We start from the raw sequence: 14,832 nt of genomic DNA on the forward strand, positions 1-14,832 counted from the left end.
GTCCAGGTCAGGGGGGATCAGCCGCGCGCGTGCAGCGCATCCAGCAGCTTGCCGTGGATGCCGCCAAAGCCGCCATTGCTCATGACCAGCACCTGATCGCCAGGGCGGGCGGCGGCGCTGACGGCGGCGACCAACGCGCCGATGTCATCGTAACTGGAAGCCCGGTCGCCCAGCGGCGCCAGGACCTCGGCCGGATTCCAGCCCAGCGCGTGCTTGCCGCTGTGCGCGCCGAAGCAGAACACCAGATCGGCGTCGGTCAGGGCGGCAGGCAGCCGGGCGGCCATGGTGCCCAGCTTCATGGTATTGGAGCGCGGCTCCAGCACCGCCAGGATGCGCGCCGATCCGACCTGGCGGCGCAGCCCTTCCAGCGTGGTGGCGATGGCGGTGGGGTGGTGCGCGAAATCGTCGTACACCTTGATGCCGTTGACCGTGCCCCGCAATTCCATGCGGCGCTTCACGCCCGCGAAGCGGGTCAACGCGGTGACGCCTTCCGCCGCAGGCACGCCGGCGCGTTCGGCGGCTGCCAGCGCGGCCAGCGCATTCATGCGATTGTGTTCGCCCGACAGGTTCCAGCGCACTGTGCCCACGTCCGCGCCGTTGCGCAGGACCGTGAACGCGCCATCATCGTCGGGGGCAGAGGCCTGCCATGCGCCATCGGGACCGAACGTGACGGTTTCCGACCAGCATCCGCGCGCAATCACCCGGTCCAGCGCGTCCGACCGGGCTGGGCGCACGATGCGGCCCGAGGCGGGGATGGTGCGCACCAGATGATGGAATTGGGTTTCGATGGCAGCCAGATCCGGGAAGATGTCGGCGTGGTCGTATTCCAGGTTGTTCAGGATGGCGGTGCGCGGGCGGTAGTGGACGAATTTGGACCGCTTGTCGAAAAACGCGGTGTCGTATTCGTCGGCTTCGATCACGAAGGGGCGGCGCGCGGGGTCGTAGCGGGCGGACACTTTCAGGTCAGCCGCTACGCCGCCGATCAGGAAATTGGGGGCCAGGCCGGCGGCTTCGAGTATCCAGGCCAGCATCGAACTGGTGGTGGTCTTGCCGTGCGTGCCGGCCACGGCCAGCACGTGTGCGCCCGGCAGGATGTTGTCGCCCAGCCATTGCGGGCCGGACACGTAGCGAGCGCCGGATTCCAGAATGGCTTCCATCAGCGGGTTGCCCCGGCTGACGACGTTGCCGATCACGTACAGGTCGGGGGCCAGCGCCATCTGCTCGACGCCGAAGCCTTCGATCAGATCGATGCCTTGCTCAGACAGCTGCGTGCTCATGGGCGGGTACACGCCCGCGTCGCAACCAGTGACCTTGTGGCCGGCCGCGCGCGCGATCAGCGCCAAGCCGCCCATGAACGTACCGCAGATGCCAAGAATGTGCAGGTGCATTGAAAACTCTCCTGTCCGGCATTGTATATATAGCGGCGCATCGGCCGGGGCGCGGGCAGAGCGGGCAGGCAGCGCGCAAAATAGCGGCAGCGGTTATGATCGCGCCATGAATCGACGCCTACTTCTATCCGCCGGCGTGGCCGTGGCCGCCACGGTCGCTGGCGGCTATACCTTGTTGGGGCAGAAGTCCCGCCCGTCCGCCGCGCCCGCCGATGCGGGTGATCCGGTCGCCGCGCTGATGCAGTTGCAATTGCCCGACCTGAACGGCGCCACGCAGTCCCTGGCCAACTGGAAAGGTCAGCCGATGGTGGTCAATTTCTGGGCAACCTGGTGCGCGCCGTGCGTGCGCGAGATGCCTGAACTGGATGCGTTGCAGAAAAAATATCCAAATATCCGCTTTGTCGGCATCGGCGTTGATTCCGCCGCCAACATGCAAAAATTTGTCGAGAAAGTGCAAGTTTCGTACCCGTTGTGGGTGATCGGGGCGGGCGCGATCGACACCTTGCGCAAGCTGGGCAACCCTAGCGGCGGGCTGCCATTTACCATCGTTTTCAACGCTGATGGCGCAATTAACCGGAAGATACTGGGCGAAATCCAAGTCGACGACCTTGAGCAAACCCTCTCGGGTTTAAAGGCATAAGTCTGTTGGACAAATAGTAGGAATTGGCGTAAAAAGCTGGTTTATCGGCTGTTTTGCCAACAATTCCACCGTTGGCAATCCACTCATTGGCAAGCGCATGGCGCAAAACATACTGGTATTGCATGGCCCGAATCTGAACCTGCTTGGCACCCGGGAACCTCATATCTACGGCAGTTTGACGCTGCCCCAGATCAATGAGCGACTGGAACTGCTTGCAGGGGAACTGGGCGCCAAGCTGACTGCTTGGCAAGGCAATCACGAAGGCGCGCTGGTTGACCGCATTCAAGCGGCCCGGCAAGACGGCACAGACTTCATCATCATCAACGCGGCGGCTTATACGCACACCAGCGTCGCTATCCGCGATGCGCTGGCTGGGGTCGCGATCCCATTTATTGAAGTACATTTGTCCAATCTGTATAAGCGAGAGCCCTTCAGGCATCACTCTTATCTGTCCGACTTGGCGATAGGCCTCATCACTGGCCTGGGCGCGGACGGCTACGAGGCGGCTCTGCGATACGCAGTGCGGCACTGATCTCGCACCAAACTCACGGCTTTTACATCTTATACGGCGCGGATCCCACGCTGGGACGCCGCCGACACTATCTCGGGAAGCAGCTTCTATGGACCTTCGAAAACTCAAAACCCTGATCGACCTGGTGGCTGAATCGGGTATCGCCGAGCTGGAAATCACCGAAGGCGAAGGCAAGGTACGCATCGTCAAGTTCTCGCAAACCTTGCAGCCGGTGGCCTACCACCAGCCCGAAGCCGGCGTGCCCGCCGCGCCCGTCGCCCAGGCCGCCGCGCCTGCCGCGCCGGCCGCCGAAGCCGCCCCGGTCATCCAGGGCCACGTCGTGAAGGCGCCGATGGTCGGCACGTTCTACCGTTCGCCGAACCCGGGCGCCGCCCCGTTCATCGACGTGGGCGCCACCGTCAAGGAAGGCGACCCGCTGTGCATCATTGAAGCCATGAAGCTGCTCAATGAAATCGAAGCCGACAAGTCCGGCGTCATCAAAGAAATCCTGGTCGAAAACGGTGAGCCCGTCGAGTACGGTCAACCCCTGTTCGTCATTGGCTGATAGCTGAAAATGTTCGAAAAAATCCTGATCGCCAATCGGGGCGAAATCGCCCTGCGCATTCAGCGCGCTTGCCGTGAGCTGGGCATCAAAACCGTGGTCGTGCACTCCGAGGCTGACCGCGAGGCCAAGTACGTGCGCCTGGCCGATGAATCCGTGTGCATCGGGCCCGCGCCGTCGCGAGACAGCTACCTGAACATGCCGGCCATCATTTCGGCCGCCGAAGTGACGGATTCCGAGGCAATTCACCCGGGTTACGGGTTCTTGTCCGAAAATGCCGACTTCGCGGATCGCGTCGAAAAGAGCGGCTTCGTCTTCATCGGCCCGCGCCCTGACACCATTCGCCTGATGGGCGACAAGGTCAGCGCCAAGCGCGCCATGATCGAAGCGGGCGTGCCGGTCGTGCCGGGTTCTGAAGGCGCGTTGCCCGAAGATCCGCAGGAAATCATCCGCATTGCGCGCGAAGTGGGCTACCCGGTCATCATCAAGGCAGCAGGCGGCGGCGGTGGCCGCGGCATGCGCGTGGTGTACACCGAGGCCGCGCTGTTGAATGCCGTCACCATGACGCGTTCGGAAGCGGGCGCCGCGTTCAACAACCCGGAAGTCTATATGGAGAAGTTCCTCGAGAACCCGCGCCATGTGGAAATCCAGGTGCTGGCTGATGGCGGCCGCAACGCCGTCTGGCTGGGCGAACGCGACTGCTCCATGCAGCGCCGCCACCAGAAGGTCATCGAAGAAGCACCGGCGCCGGGTATCGCGCGCCGTGCTATCGAGCGCATTGGCGATCGCTGTGCCGACGCCTGCCGCAAGATGGGCTACCGTGGCGCGGGCACGTTCGAATTCCTGTTTGAAAACGGCGAGTTCTATTTCATTGAAATGAACACCCGCATCCAGGTCGAACACCCCGTCACCGAATTGATCACCGGCATCGACCTCGTCCAGCAGCAGATCCTGATCGCCGCTGGCGAGAAGTTCACGCTGCGCCAACGTGACATCGAGTTCAAGGGCCATGCGATCGAATGCCGCATCAACGCCGAAGATCCGTTCCGCTTCGTGCCCAGCCCCGGCCGCATCACCAACTGGCATACGCCGGGCGGCCCTGGCGTGCGTATCGATTCGCACGCGTACAACAGCTATTTCGTGCCGCCCAACTACGATTCGATGATCGCCAAGGTCATCACGTATGGCGATACGCGCGATCAGGCGTTGGCGCGAATGCGCATTGCGCTGTCGGAAATGGTGGTGGAAGGTATTTCGACCAACATCCCGCTGCATCGTGAACTGCTGCAAGACGCCCGTTTCATCGAAGGCGGCACCAGCATTCACTACCTGGAAAACAAGTTGGCTCAGCGTCCCTGACCGACGACCCGGGGCCTCAGGGCCCCTTTTTACGTTTATGGTCTATCGGGCCGCGGCGCGAGCCGTGGCCCGATGGCCAGATGGAAGAATAATCATGCGTGAACTCGTGCTCCATTGCCTGGAGGCGCAGGCCGAAGCCCTGTCGGACGCGTTGCTGGAAGCGGGCGTACTGTCGGTTTCCGTCGAAGACGCCGACTTCGGCACCGATGACGAACGTCCCCTGTTCGGCGAACCCGGCACCGAGCCCGACGTGCAGGCGTGGGACCGCAACCGCGTCGTCGCCTTGCTGCCCGATGGCGCCGACCCCACGCAGATCATGGAAGAAGCCGCAGCGGCGGGCGAGCTGGACCCGTCGCTGTTTGCCGGCTGGACGTTGCGCGATGTGCCGGACGCGGACTGGGTGCGCTTGACGCAGTCGCAGTTTGGCCCGATCCACATCGCCGAGCGCCTGTGGATCGTGCCCAGCTGGCACCGCGACAACCCCGACGTGCCGGGCCTGGACTCGGCCGCTTCTGACGAAGGCGCCATTCATATCGAACTGGACCCGGGCCTGGCGTTCGGCACCGGCAGCCATCCGACCACGCACTTGTGCCTGGCCTGGCTGGAAGCCGAGCTGCCCGCCGGCGCGACCGTGCTGGACTACGGCTGCGGCTCGGGCATTCTGGCCATTGCCGCGCGCAAGCTGGGCGCGGGTCCGACGCTGGCCGTGGACATCGATGCGCAGGCGGTGCAAAGCACAGCCTATAACGCCGAGGTCAACCACGTTCAATTGCAGGCCATGCTGCCCGATGCGCTGGCCGACGGCACCTTCCAAGTCGTTGTCGCCAACATCCTGTCCAATCCGCTGAAGGTGCTGGCGCCGATGCTGGCGGGCCGCGTGGAGCAGGGCGGGCATCTGGTGCTGTCCGGCGTGCTGGAACGCCAGGCCGAGGAAGTCGCCGCAGCCTACGCGCCGTGGATGACGATGTCCGTCTGGCGCGCTCGTGATGGCTGGGTTTGCCTGCACGGCAAGAAGGCCTGAGCACCGTATTGGCAGGATCGCATCACATGGCATTGACCACCCGCTGCCCGCAATGCGGCACCACGTTCAAGGTGGTGCCTGACCAGTTGCGCGTCCGTAACGGACTGGTGCGCTGCGGCGCCTGCTCGACGGTCTTTGACGGGCGCGCCTGCCTGTTGCCCGGCGCGGACGCGAAGGCGCTGCCGCCCGTCGCGCAGCCTGCCCCTCCCGCTCCGGCGGCAGCGGCTGCCGCGCCGGTGCTGTCGCGCCCATCCGCCGAACCTCGGCAAGTTCCGCCCTGGGAAGACGAACCCGAACCGCCCCGGCCCGCGCCGGTCATGCCGCCCGCGCCCGTCGCGCCCCGGCACGCGCCGACCATGGTGCCGGAGCCGCTGGATCCCGTGGCTCCCCGACAGTCACCGGTCATGCCGCCTGCGCCCGCCGCCCGCCGGGATGCGCCGATTGCGCCGCCGGCGTATGCGGCGCCCCGGCCCGCCCCGATCATGCCGCCCGCGCCTGTGCCGCCTTCACCGCAGGCTCGCGCCGAACCGGTCATCGCGCCCGCGGCTCCGGCCGCCGCGGCACCGGCCGCCGTGGCACCAGCCGCCGCGGCGCCAGCCGTGTTGCGTGGCCGCGATGCGATACGCCGTCATGTCGAACCCGAAGACACGCTGCCTGAAGACGAGTCCGACGACGACCGCGACTTCGATGGCGATTCTGACGACGACGTCCACGATCACCGTCATGACCGCGTTCCAGCGTATCGCCCCGATCCCCACGTCGCTACGCCGCGCGGCAATGAGCCGGTCTTCACCTGGAGCGACCGCGACGACGCCGATCAAGACGATCCGCATCACGACGTCTATGCCCGCGACGACGGCGACCACGACGCCTACTCGCGCGGCGATCGCCCTCACAACGTCCGCCAAGACGAAGTTCGCCATCACGATATCCGCGATCACGACGGCTACCGCGCCGACGAAAGCGAACCCGGTTTTATCGATGACCTCGAACCCGTCCTGGGCGAGGCCCGCACGCGGTACTCAAGCGCTACCGACGTGGGCCGCGCGCCACCTGAATTCCTGGACCAGGATCGTAGCGAACGCCGTGGCCTGATGCGCAAGCTTTGGGGTTACGCCTGCCTGCTGGGCTTGATCGCGCTGGGCCTGCAACTGCTGTTCGTCTACCGCACCGACATCGCCAATTCCGTCCCCGCGTTGCGCCCCGTATTGGAAACCGCGTGCAAGCCGCTGGGCTGCACGGTGGGCTACGCGCGCCGCCTGGAACGCATTGCCATTTCCTCGTCGTCCTTGCAGCCGCCCACAGGCGCCGCCGCCATCGACGATGGCCGCAGCCGCCTGGTGCTGAACCTGGTGCTGCGCAACCGCTACGACAAGCCGCAACATTGGCCGGCGCTGGTGCTGGACCTGACCGATCTGTCCGACACGGTCGTCGTGCGCCGCGTGCTGCGGCCCGAAGACTACCTGACGCCCGATCAACTGCGCGGGCCCTTCGCCCCGGCGGGCGAACTGAAAATTTCCGTACCCATTGAAGTGACCGGTGTTCAGGTCAATGGCTACCAACTCGATAAGTTCTTTCCTTAAAGGATGACACGCATGGCAACCCCCGTCCTGGTTTGCGGTTCGATGGCCTTTGACACGATCGCCGTGTTCGAAGGCCGCTTCAAAGAGCACATTCTTGCCGACCGCATCCAGTCGTTGAGCGTGTCCTTCCTGGTGCCCAGCATGCGCAAGGAATACGGCGGTTGCTCGGGCAACATCGCCTACAACATGAATCTGCTGGGCGGCAAGCCGCTGCCGGTGGCCACCGTCGGCGAAGACGCCGGCGAATACATGGAGCGCCTGTCGGGGCTGGGCATCGACACCGCTCGCGTCAAGGTCGTGCCCGGCACGTTCACCGCGCAGTGCTTCATCACGACCGACCTGGACGATAACCAGATCACCGCGTTCCACCCGGGCGCCATGTCGTTCTCGGCCGATAACGACCTGAGCGACGCCGATGCCGCCTGGGCCATCGTCGCGCCGGACTCCAAGGAAGGCATGTTCGCCCACGCCGAACGCCTGCACGCGCGCGGCATTCCCTTCATCTTCGACCTGGGTCAGGCGATGCCCCTGTTCGACGGCGCGGACCTCGAACGCATGCTGAAGATGGCGCGCGCGCTGACCGTCAACGACTACGAGGCGGGCGTCGTTGAACAGCGTACCGGCCGCAGCATGGCGGACATCGCTGCAACGCTCGAAGCCGTCGTCGTCACGCTTGGCGCGGAAGGCGCCACGTTGTTGACGGGCGGCAAGACGATTCAGATCGCGCCGGTGCGCGCCGAGCAGGTCGTCGACCCGACCGGTTGCGGCGATGCGCAGCGCGGCGGCCTGCTTTACGGCTTGACCAGCGGCTGGAACTGGGAAGACAGCTGCCGTCTGGGCAACGTCATGGGCGCCATCAAGATTGCATCGCGCGGGCCGCAGAACCACACGCCGTCGCGCGCCGAGATCGACGCGGTGCTGCACGCCACCTACGGCATCCACCTGCCTGCGTGATCGGTTGATCCGGACTTTCCAGCATGGGAACCGCCGCGCGGATGCGCGGTCGAACCGACATTGAAAACACCGAAGGCATGGCGTGCAAACCGTTGTGTCACAAGGTGTTTTCTGGCTTTGGCGGTGAGTTTCAGTGTGTTGCAGCCGCGCCTGCCCAGGGTGGCGGGCGGGGTATGATCAGTTTTCGTCGGCAGTGCCCGATCGAGGAGTCCAAATGAACCAAAGTAAATCTCTTTCCCTGGTGACCCCGCGTACTGGCCGGTGGCTGGCCATCGCGGCCGTCGTGACGTCTATGGCTGTGCTGGGCGGCTGCGCGAATCGCAGCGCGTCCAGCGGGGTCTACAGCTACGACCAGGCCCAGCGTGAGCAGATCGTCCGTACAGGCACGGTCACGGGCGTGCGCCCCATCGTGATCCAGAATGACAAGTCCAGTGGTGTCGGCATGTTGGCCGGTGGCGCGCTGGGCGGTGTGGCGGGTAACGCGGTCGGTGGCGGCACGGGCCGCACCATCGCCACCGTCGGCGGCGCCATCCTTGGCGCCCTGGCCGGCAACGCAGTCGAAAACCGCGTTGGCACGAATTCCGGCTACGAAGTCACGGTCCGCCTGGACAACGGCGAAACCCGTGTCGTCGCGCAAGAGGCCGATGTGCCGATCAGCGTGGGCCAGCGTGTCCAGGTGATCAGCGGCGCCGGTCCCACCCGCGTCACCCCGATGTAATGCAAAGCCCGCGCAAGCGGGCTTTTTCAACCCAGCGTCCCTGTGCGTCGGCCCCCGATTCGGGGGCTTTTTCTTGCCTGAAAGTGTCGCTCCGCCGCAACGGGATACCCGGGAATTACCCGCAAGCGTTACGTTTCCGAGCCTTTTCTAGCGATTTAGGCCAAAAGTTTCATGGCGATTCAACGGCCAAAGTGCAATGATTGCGCCTGCGATCGATGTCAAGTTTTCGCGCTCATGTAACTAAGTGCGTCCTGGTGTCGTTCTGGATCGCTGAATCCCGTCAGTTGAGCTTCAGCTTTTTTTATGTATTCTCGTCACCAGCATCCCCGGGACGCGAATTTTTTGCCGACAAGGCAGCCGCACTATCTATGCATACCGAGCAAGAACTCCACACCAAGATCGGCGAGATCGTCGAGTCGATCGTCATGAAGAAAGTCACCCCCGACACGCAGTTGATCGCCACCGGACTGGTTGATTCCCTCGCCGCCGTGGACATCACGCTGGCTGTCGAGTCGGAGTACGGTTGCAGCATCCCGGCTCCCGAAATCGCGGAACACCTGCAGTCGGTCCGTACGCTTGCCGGCTATGTCGCTGCCCATTCTGCATAACACGCGGTTCTTGTCCCACGTCGCGGCCGCCGCGACGGCGGTGGCACTGGCGATAGGGGCGTACTGGAGCGCTGACGATGTGCTCAGTCGCGTCGTCACGCCCACGGCATCGTCTGCCGCCGCTGCCGACAAGAGCAACTACCTGCCCAATCTGGGACCGGACTGGGGCACCCAACACGTCAACCTGAATCGCCTGGGCAACGCCCTTAGCGACGGGACGCTGGTCGTCTTGGGCTCTTCCGAATTGTCCAGCCACGACCTGCGCTTCGTTCCCTACCGCTTCTTCCCCGAAGAATTGAAGGTGCCGACGCTGGCCTATGGCCACGCCATGTTCCAGTCCTACGGCATCGTCAGCGTGCTGGAATCGGTGGCCGATTCCCTGACGCCCAACACGCGGCTGGTGATCATGGTGTCTCCGGCGTGGTTCGCGTCGGGGGGCCAGTTGCCGCGCAGCGCGTTCGCCGAACACGTGACCGGTCCGGTGTGGGACCGCCTGTGGGACCAGCCGAACACGCGCGAGCAGATGCAGAACTGGATCAGCGACAACGCCAACTGGGGTCTGCTGTGGCTGATTGCCAATGGCCAGGTGGCCGAGCTGAAAGACAAGCTGTCGCTCTGGTGGCACGCCCGCAAGGAGCCCGCGCCCGATCGTCCGCGCACCAAGCTGTCCGTGCCCGCGCACCGCTTCGTGTCCTGGCCTTCTGCGGCGCGCTTGAACGAAGGGCAGTGGGGCCGCTTGACGCATGAAGCGCGCGAGGTGGAACACCGTCTGGGCGGCAACAACCCCTATGACGTGCGCGACGACTACTACAAGCAGTATCTGGCGCCGCTGTATTCGCCTGCCCGTAACGAGTTCGCCGATGTCGACCCGATCACCCGCACCGAGCTGGGCGATCTGTCGCGCGTCATGGCCTTGCTGCAAAAGCGCCATGTGAAGGCGTACTTCGTCATTCAGCCTTTCAATCCCAAACTGATCCTGGACGTCGAGCGATTCGACCCCGTGGTGGCCGCCATCACCGGCATGTGCCAGCGCTATCAGATGGGCTGCCTGGATCTTTACAGCATCCCGTTTGAACCGGGTATGGTGCGCGACGACATGCATCTGGCCGAGCTGGGCTGGGCGCTGGCGGACCAAGGTATTGCGGAGTACTTTTCCCGATGAAATTCTTTCGCAAGGACGGCGCCGGGCGCCGCTTCTTCTGGCACCTGTGCCTGTACGTCGGGGTGATCCTCGTCTTCGTGTTGCAGGCCCAGCCCACCACGGGCAGCGGCGGACCGATCAAGGTCGAATTCCAATACCAGCAGTTCTGAGCCGCGCCATGGAATTGTTCGCAAGCTTGAGCTTTTTCGGGGGCGCCCTGTGCGGTGGCCTTGGCCTGTTGGCGTACCGCTCGTTCGGCATGCCGCTGCACATCGGCTATCGCCACATCATTGGCGTGATCTGCCTGGGTGTGTGGATGGCGGTGTTCTGGGCGCGGCCTTATCAGCCCATCGCGCTCTTGGCCATTTCGGGCAGCGCGTTGTGGGCCATGCGCCGCAACTACATCCCGACGTGGCTGGCGGTCGTCATCACGATGACGCCGTTGTTGTTGGTCAAGACCGGGGTATCGCACCTGGGCGCCATGCTGGGCCTGTCGTTCGCCACGTTCCGCGCCATCGACGTGCTGCTGTTCGCACAGCGCAATGAGCGTGTGTCACCGCTGGATTACTTCATCTACCTGTTCTTCCCGCTGACCTTGCTGGCCGGCCCGATGTACCGCTGGCGCAACTTTCAGGCCGACCTGAAGCGCGGCTATGAAGGCGTGAACCTGAACACCTGGCTGACCGGGCTGGAACTGATCATGCTGGGCGTCATCCAGAAGTTCGGCGTGGCCGAACTGATCTGGCGCTACGGCCTGGCGACGCTGGACGCGCACGACTATTCCTTCACCGGCGTGGCCTTGAACGCGTCGCTCTATAGCGCCTATCTGTTCTTCGACTTCGCCGGCTATTCCACGATGGCCATCGGCATCGGCATGCTGTTCGGCTTTACCTTGCCGATCAACTTCCGCAACCCGCTGGCCACGCTGAACCCGCAGGATTTCTGGCGCCGTTGGCACATCAGCCTGTCGGAGTGGTTGCGCGACGTGGTCTTCATGCCGATCTACAAGGCGTTGAGCAAGACCAAGTTCTTCGGACGCCACCGCATGGCGGCGCAGAACATCGGCATCTTCGCCACGCTGCTGGCCATGGGCGTGTGGAACGGCCTGTCGCTGCACTACATCGTCAGCGGCCTGATGTTCGGCGCGTATTCGGTAGGACACAACCTGCTGATCAACGCGTCGCGCACCCGGCCCGCGTTGCAAGCCACGTTGGCGCATCCGGTGATGCGCTTCCTGGGCCGCGTGCTTACCTTGATCCTGGCTGCGCTGGCGCTGTACGTGTTCAGCGGCCGCAGCCCTATCTGACGCCGGGAGTTTCGGCATGCGTTTCGATCTGAAGTCGTTCGAGTTCGTTGAGTCGGCAATTTCGCCAGACGCCTTGGCGGTAGCCGCCGCGGATCGCACCTTGAGCTGGTCGCAGTTGCGCGACGAAGCCATGGCATGGGCCGACCAGGCGCGCGAACAGGGCGTGGCTGCCGACGTGCCCGTGGCGATCTACGGCCACAAGGAAGCGTCGTTCTTCGTCGCCATGGTGGGCGCGTTGCTGATCGGCGCGCCGTTCGTGCCCGTGGACACCATCTATCCCACCGAGCGCTTGCGCCGCATCGTCGAGATCGTGCGCGCCGCGGCCGTCTACGACGCCGCCTCCGGCACGTTCACGCGTGGCGACGGCGCGGTGCTGGCCGAGCGCGGCCTGGCCTACGTCATGTTCACGTCCGGCAGCACGGGCGACCCGAAGGGCGTGCAGATCGGCCGCGAAAGCGTCGGCTTGCTGGGCGACTGGATGCTGGGCAGCTTCGGCTTGGGCGACGCGCCGGTCTTTATGAACCAGGCGCCGTTCAGCTTCGACCTGTCGATGTATGAAGTCTTCGCCACGCTGGCCTCGGGCGGCGCGTGCGTGTTGAATGCGCGCGAACAGATCGCAGCGGCCGGCACGTGGATACCGCGTCTGGCGCAGCATGGCGTGACGGTGTGGGTGTCCACGCCGTCGTTCGCGCATCAGCAGCTGGCCAACCGCGATTTTTCGCCGGCCACTTTGCCCGCGCTGCGTACGTTCCTGTTCTGCGGCGAACCGTTGCCGGCGGCGTTGGCCAAGAAGCTGCGCCAGCGCTTTCCGGATGCCGTCATCCTGAACACCTATGGCCCCACGGAAGCCACGGTGGCCACGACCTGGATCGAGGTCACCGACGCCGTGCTGGCCGCGCATGACCCCTTGCCGGTCGGGCATGCCAAGCCCGAAAGCGTGCTGATCGTGGATGAAGGCGAAATCTGCATCGTGGGCGACCACGTGATGCGCGGCTACCTGAACCGCCCGGATCTGAACGAAGCCAAGCTCTACATCTATGAAGATGGCCGCCGCGCTTTCCGCACGGGTGACTTGGGGCTGATGCAAGAGGGCGGCCTGCTCTTTTGCCGTGGCCGCATGGACGACCAGATCAAGCTCAATGGCTATCGCATCGAACTCGCGGAAATCGACGAGGCGCTGCATGGCCTGCCGGGCGTGGAAGGCGGGGCGTGCGCGGTGCTGCGCCGGCCCGATGGCACGGCGGTGCGTTTGATCGGCTTCGTGGCGGGTGTGGCGCAAGAGCCCGATGCGCGCTTTCTGGCGCCGGATGCGTTGGCGGGATGGAAAGAGCGGCTGGCCCAGCGCCTGCCGCCGTATATGGTGCCTTCGGAACTGGTGGCCTGTTCGGCGCTGCCCATGTCCAACAACCACAAGATCGACCGCAAGAAGCTGGTCGAGATCTACGCCGGCATCCCGGCGTAGCCAAACAAGAGCGGGGCGCGATGCCCCGCTTTTTTTTACAGCCCCATCATGCGCTGGCTCAGGTTGGCCAGCACCATCAGCAGGATCTGCGCGACGATCAGCAGCACCAGCGGCGAGAAGTCGATGCTGGTGCGCGGCAGGATGCGGCGGATGGGGTCCAGCATGGGCGCGGTCAGCGCCTGCAACAGCGGCATCATCGGCGCGGTCGGATTGACCCAGGACAGCACGGCCTGGATCAGCGTCAACCACACCACCAGGTTCAATGCCCACTTGATGGCCATGATGAGCGCCGAGCCCATGGCGGCCGGCAGCAGCGCGGCGGGAATCAATGCGCCCAGCGCAACCAGCCAGATCAGCACGATATAGAACAGCGCGGCCAGCCAGGCGGCGACCAGACTGGTCCAGTCGATCTTGTTGCCGGCGGGGATGATCTTGCGCAGCGGCAGCACCAGCCAGTTGGTGGCCTGGTAGACCGTGCGCGCCAGCGGGTTGAAGGCGTGGAGGCGGATCGCGTGCATCCAGGCGCGGGCAATCAATGCCGCGCCAAACAGCGTGAACACGATTTCGAGGAGGAAGCGGAAGATTTCACCGAGCATGGACGCGATCACCCAAAAAAAGAGGAATCAATTGTCGCACGCGGCACGCAAATATTGCCGCGGCGTTTGGCCGATGGCACAAGCGCAAAAAAGCCGCCCGGCCAAGGCCAGGCGGCTCTAGCGAAGCTAATGCTTCGAACCGTCCGAATTAAGGACGGCCACCCGTGGGGAAAGGCCACGAGGCGGCGGGATTCAGCGCGGTCTTTGCACCCGGGGCGGCAGCCGTGGACGGCGGCGTTGCGGGCTTCTTGGGAGCGGCTTTCTTTGCAGCAGGCTTCTTGGCAGCGGCGGGCTTGGCAGCAGCAGCCGGCTTGGCGGCAGCAGGAGCCTTCTTCGCAGCAGGAGCCTTCTTGGCGGCAGGAGCCTTCTTGGCAGCGGGGGCCTTCTTGGCTACCGCTTTCTTGGCAACGGCCTTCTTGGCGGCAGGCGCCTTCTTGGCAACGGCCTTTTTGGCGACGGCCTTCTTGGCTACCGCTTTCTTGGCAACGGCCTTCTTGGCAACGGCCTTCTTGGCGGCGGGCGCCTTCTTGGCTACGGCCTTCTTGGCAACTGCCTTCTTGGCTACCGCTTTCTTGGCAACGGCCTTCTTGGCAACTGCCTTCTTGGCGACAACCTTCTTGGCTACCGCTTTCTTGGCGACTGCCTTCTTAGCGACGGCCTTCTTGGCGACTGCCTTCTTGGCTACCGCTTTCTTGGCGACGACCTTCTTGGCTGCCGGCTTCTTGGCGGCAACCTTCTTCACTGCCGGCTTCTTGGCGGCTGCGACTTTCTTGACTGCTACCTTCTTGACAGCGGCTTTCTTGGCCGGTGCGGCCTTCTTAGCGACTGCCTTCTTGGCGGCGGGCTTCTTCGCCGCTGCTTTCTTTACGGCTTTCTTGGCTGTTGCCATGGTCATGCTCCTTAGGTTCAGGGGTCCCAGAACTTAAACCCGTGCCCCGACTCGCCAACAAGGCGAATCGTGCCCGGGCTATTCATCGGCGCAT

General features: G+C 64.3%; 16 protein-coding genes. 13 read left to right on the forward strand and 3 right to left on the reverse strand.

The features are described from left to right. Positions 1-17: 17 nt before the first annotated feature. The gene (mpl, locus tag API01S_RS19160; RefSeq protein ID WP_050730941.1) at positions 18-1,388 is read right to left on the reverse strand and encodes a UDP-N-acetylmuramate:L-alanyl-gamma-D-glutamyl-meso-diaminopimelate ligase; all 1,371 of its coding nucleotides are present in this window, start codon (positions 1,386-1,388) and stop codon (positions 18-20) included. A 106-nt stretch (positions 1,389-1,494) separates the two neighbouring features. Between mpl and API01S_RS19165 the strand changes: the two genes are divergently transcribed. The 13 genes from API01S_RS19165 (at position 1,495) to API01S_RS19220 (ending at position 13,253) form a co-directional block, all read left to right on the forward strand. Next, a complete protein-coding gene (locus tag API01S_RS19165; protein ID WP_006217271.1) occupies positions 1,495-2,028 on the forward strand; it encodes a TlpA family protein disulfide reductase in 534 nt (177 codons plus the stop codon). Positions 2,029-2,125: 97 nt separating this feature from the next. Continuing rightward, positions 2,126-2,560, forward strand: a complete 435-nt coding sequence (aroQ, locus tag API01S_RS19170) for a type II 3-dehydroquinate dehydratase (protein WP_006217272.1) — start codon at positions 2,126-2,128, stop codon at positions 2,558-2,560. 88 nt (positions 2,561-2,648) lie between these two features. Further along, positions 2,649-3,104 carry an acetyl-CoA carboxylase biotin carboxyl carrier protein gene (gene accB / locus API01S_RS19175; protein ID WP_050730943.1) on the forward strand — a complete coding sequence of 152 codons (456 nt, stop codon included), beginning with the start codon at positions 2,649-2,651 and terminating at the stop codon, positions 3,102-3,104. A 9-nt stretch (positions 3,105-3,113) separates the two neighbouring features. Further along, positions 3,114-4,460: an acetyl-CoA carboxylase biotin carboxylase subunit gene (gene accC, locus API01S_RS19180; protein WP_006221871.1), complete on the forward strand. Its 1,347-nt coding sequence runs from the start codon at positions 3,114-3,116 to the stop codon at positions 4,458-4,460. Positions 4,461-4,554: 94 nt separating this feature from the next. Further along, the gene (prmA, locus tag API01S_RS19185) at positions 4,555-5,481 is read left to right on the forward strand and encodes a 50S ribosomal protein L11 methyltransferase (RefSeq protein WP_050730944.1); all 927 of its coding nucleotides are present in this window, start codon (positions 4,555-4,557) and stop codon (positions 5,479-5,481) included. Positions 5,482-5,507: 26 nt separating this feature from the next. Beyond that, complete coding sequence (locus API01S_RS29655; protein ID WP_061305808.1) at positions 5,508-7,064, forward strand: DUF3426 domain-containing protein; 1,557 nt, start codon at positions 5,508-5,510, stop codon at positions 7,062-7,064. A gap of 12 nt (positions 7,065-7,076) precedes the next feature. Next, positions 7,077-8,018 carry a carbohydrate kinase family protein gene (locus API01S_RS19195; RefSeq protein ID WP_061305810.1) on the forward strand — a complete coding sequence of 314 codons (942 nt, stop codon included), beginning with the start codon at positions 7,077-7,079 and terminating at the stop codon, positions 8,016-8,018. A 214-nt stretch (positions 8,019-8,232) separates the two neighbouring features. Beyond that, the gene (locus API01S_RS19200; RefSeq protein ID WP_046806525.1) at positions 8,233-8,736 is read left to right on the forward strand and encodes an outer membrane lipoprotein; all 504 of its coding nucleotides are present in this window, start codon (positions 8,233-8,235) and stop codon (positions 8,734-8,736) included. Positions 8,737-9,104: 368 nt separating this feature from the next. Further along, positions 9,105-9,344, forward strand: a complete 240-nt coding sequence (locus API01S_RS19205; RefSeq protein ID WP_039882716.1) for an acyl carrier protein — start codon at positions 9,105-9,107, stop codon at positions 9,342-9,344. Beyond that, positions 9,322-10,506, forward strand: a complete 1,185-nt coding sequence (locus API01S_RS19210) for a D-alanyl-lipoteichoic acid biosynthesis protein DltD (RefSeq protein WP_006217278.1) — start codon at positions 9,322-9,324, stop codon at positions 10,504-10,506. The genes API01S_RS19205 and API01S_RS19210 overlap by 23 nt, the downstream gene beginning before the upstream one ends. Next, entirely contained in the window at positions 10,503-10,655 is a 153-nt protein-coding gene (locus tag API01S_RS29215; protein WP_006217279.1) for a hypothetical protein, read from the forward strand. The genes API01S_RS19210 and API01S_RS29215 overlap by 4 nt, the downstream gene beginning before the upstream one ends. A gap of 8 nt (positions 10,656-10,663) precedes the next feature. Continuing rightward, entirely contained in the window at positions 10,664-11,791 is a 1,128-nt protein-coding gene (locus API01S_RS19215) for an MBOAT family O-acyltransferase (protein WP_061305812.1), read from the forward strand. A gap of 16 nt (positions 11,792-11,807) precedes the next feature. Next, positions 11,808-13,253, forward strand: coding sequence for a D-alanine--poly(phosphoribitol) ligase (locus API01S_RS19220; protein WP_061305814.1), 1,446 nt, complete (start codon positions 11,808-11,810; stop codon positions 13,251-13,253). 35 nt (positions 13,254-13,288) lie between these two features. Here the strand turns inward: API01S_RS19220 and API01S_RS19225 are convergent, their stop codons facing one another. Continuing rightward, complete coding sequence (locus API01S_RS19225; RefSeq protein ID WP_039882718.1) at positions 13,289-13,849, reverse strand: YggT family protein; 561 nt, start codon at positions 13,847-13,849, stop codon at positions 13,289-13,291. Between the two features lie 148 nt (positions 13,850-13,997). Beyond that, positions 13,998-14,738 carry a histone H1-like DNA-binding protein gene (locus tag API01S_RS19230; protein ID WP_061305815.1) on the reverse strand — a complete coding sequence of 247 codons (741 nt, stop codon included), beginning with the start codon at positions 14,736-14,738 and terminating at the stop codon, positions 13,998-14,000. Between the last annotated feature and the right edge of the window lie 94 nt (positions 14,739-14,832).

Source organism: Achromobacter piechaudii NBRC 102461 (assembly GCF_001571245.1).
In the GTDB taxonomy this organism is placed as follows: domain Bacteria; phylum Pseudomonadota; class Gammaproteobacteria; order Burkholderiales; family Burkholderiaceae_B; genus Achromobacter; species Achromobacter piechaudii.

Bases quoted from the DNA above. Each gene is read 5' to 3' on its own strand.
- API01S_RS29655 (WP_061305808.1), top strand. From the start codon at position 5,508: ATGGCATTGACCACCCGCTGCCCGCAATGCGGCACCACGTTCAAGGTG.
- API01S_RS19230 (WP_061305815.1), bottom strand. From the start codon at position 14,738: ATGGCAACAGCCAAGAAAGCCGTAAAGAAAGCAGCGGCGAAGAAGCCC.
- aroQ (WP_006217272.1), top strand. From the start codon at position 2,126: ATGGCGCAAAACATACTGGTATTGCATGGCCCGAATCTGAACCTGCTT.
- API01S_RS19215 (WP_061305812.1), top strand. From the start codon at position 10,664: ATGGAATTGTTCGCAAGCTTGAGCTTTTTCGGGGGCGCCCTGTGCGGT.
- mpl (WP_050730941.1), bottom strand. From the start codon at position 1,388: ATGCACCTGCACATTCTTGGCATCTGCGGTACGTTCATGGGCGGCTTG.
- API01S_RS19210 (WP_006217278.1), top strand. From the start codon at position 9,322: ATGTCGCTGCCCATTCTGCATAACACGCGGTTCTTGTCCCACGTCGCG.
- API01S_RS19225 (WP_039882718.1), bottom strand. From the start codon at position 13,849: ATGCTCGGTGAAATCTTCCGCTTCCTCCTCGAAATCGTGTTCACGCTG.
- API01S_RS19205 (WP_039882716.1), top strand. From the start codon at position 9,105: ATGCATACCGAGCAAGAACTCCACACCAAGATCGGCGAGATCGTCGAG.
- accC (WP_006221871.1), top strand. From the start codon at position 3,114: ATGTTCGAAAAAATCCTGATCGCCAATCGGGGCGAAATCGCCCTGCGC.
- API01S_RS19200 (WP_046806525.1), top strand. From the start codon at position 8,233: ATGAACCAAAGTAAATCTCTTTCCCTGGTGACCCCGCGTACTGGCCGG.
- accB (WP_050730943.1), top strand. From the start codon at position 2,649: ATGGACCTTCGAAAACTCAAAACCCTGATCGACCTGGTGGCTGAATCG.
- API01S_RS19195 (WP_061305810.1), top strand. From the start codon at position 7,077: ATGGCAACCCCCGTCCTGGTTTGCGGTTCGATGGCCTTTGACACGATC.
- API01S_RS29215 (WP_006217279.1), top strand. From the start codon at position 10,503: ATGAAATTCTTTCGCAAGGACGGCGCCGGGCGCCGCTTCTTCTGGCAC.
- API01S_RS19165 (WP_006217271.1), top strand. From the start codon at position 1,495: ATGAATCGACGCCTACTTCTATCCGCCGGCGTGGCCGTGGCCGCCACG.
- prmA (WP_050730944.1), top strand. From the start codon at position 4,555: ATGCGTGAACTCGTGCTCCATTGCCTGGAGGCGCAGGCCGAAGCCCTG.
- API01S_RS19220 (WP_061305814.1), top strand. From the start codon at position 11,808: ATGCGTTTCGATCTGAAGTCGTTCGAGTTCGTTGAGTCGGCAATTTCG.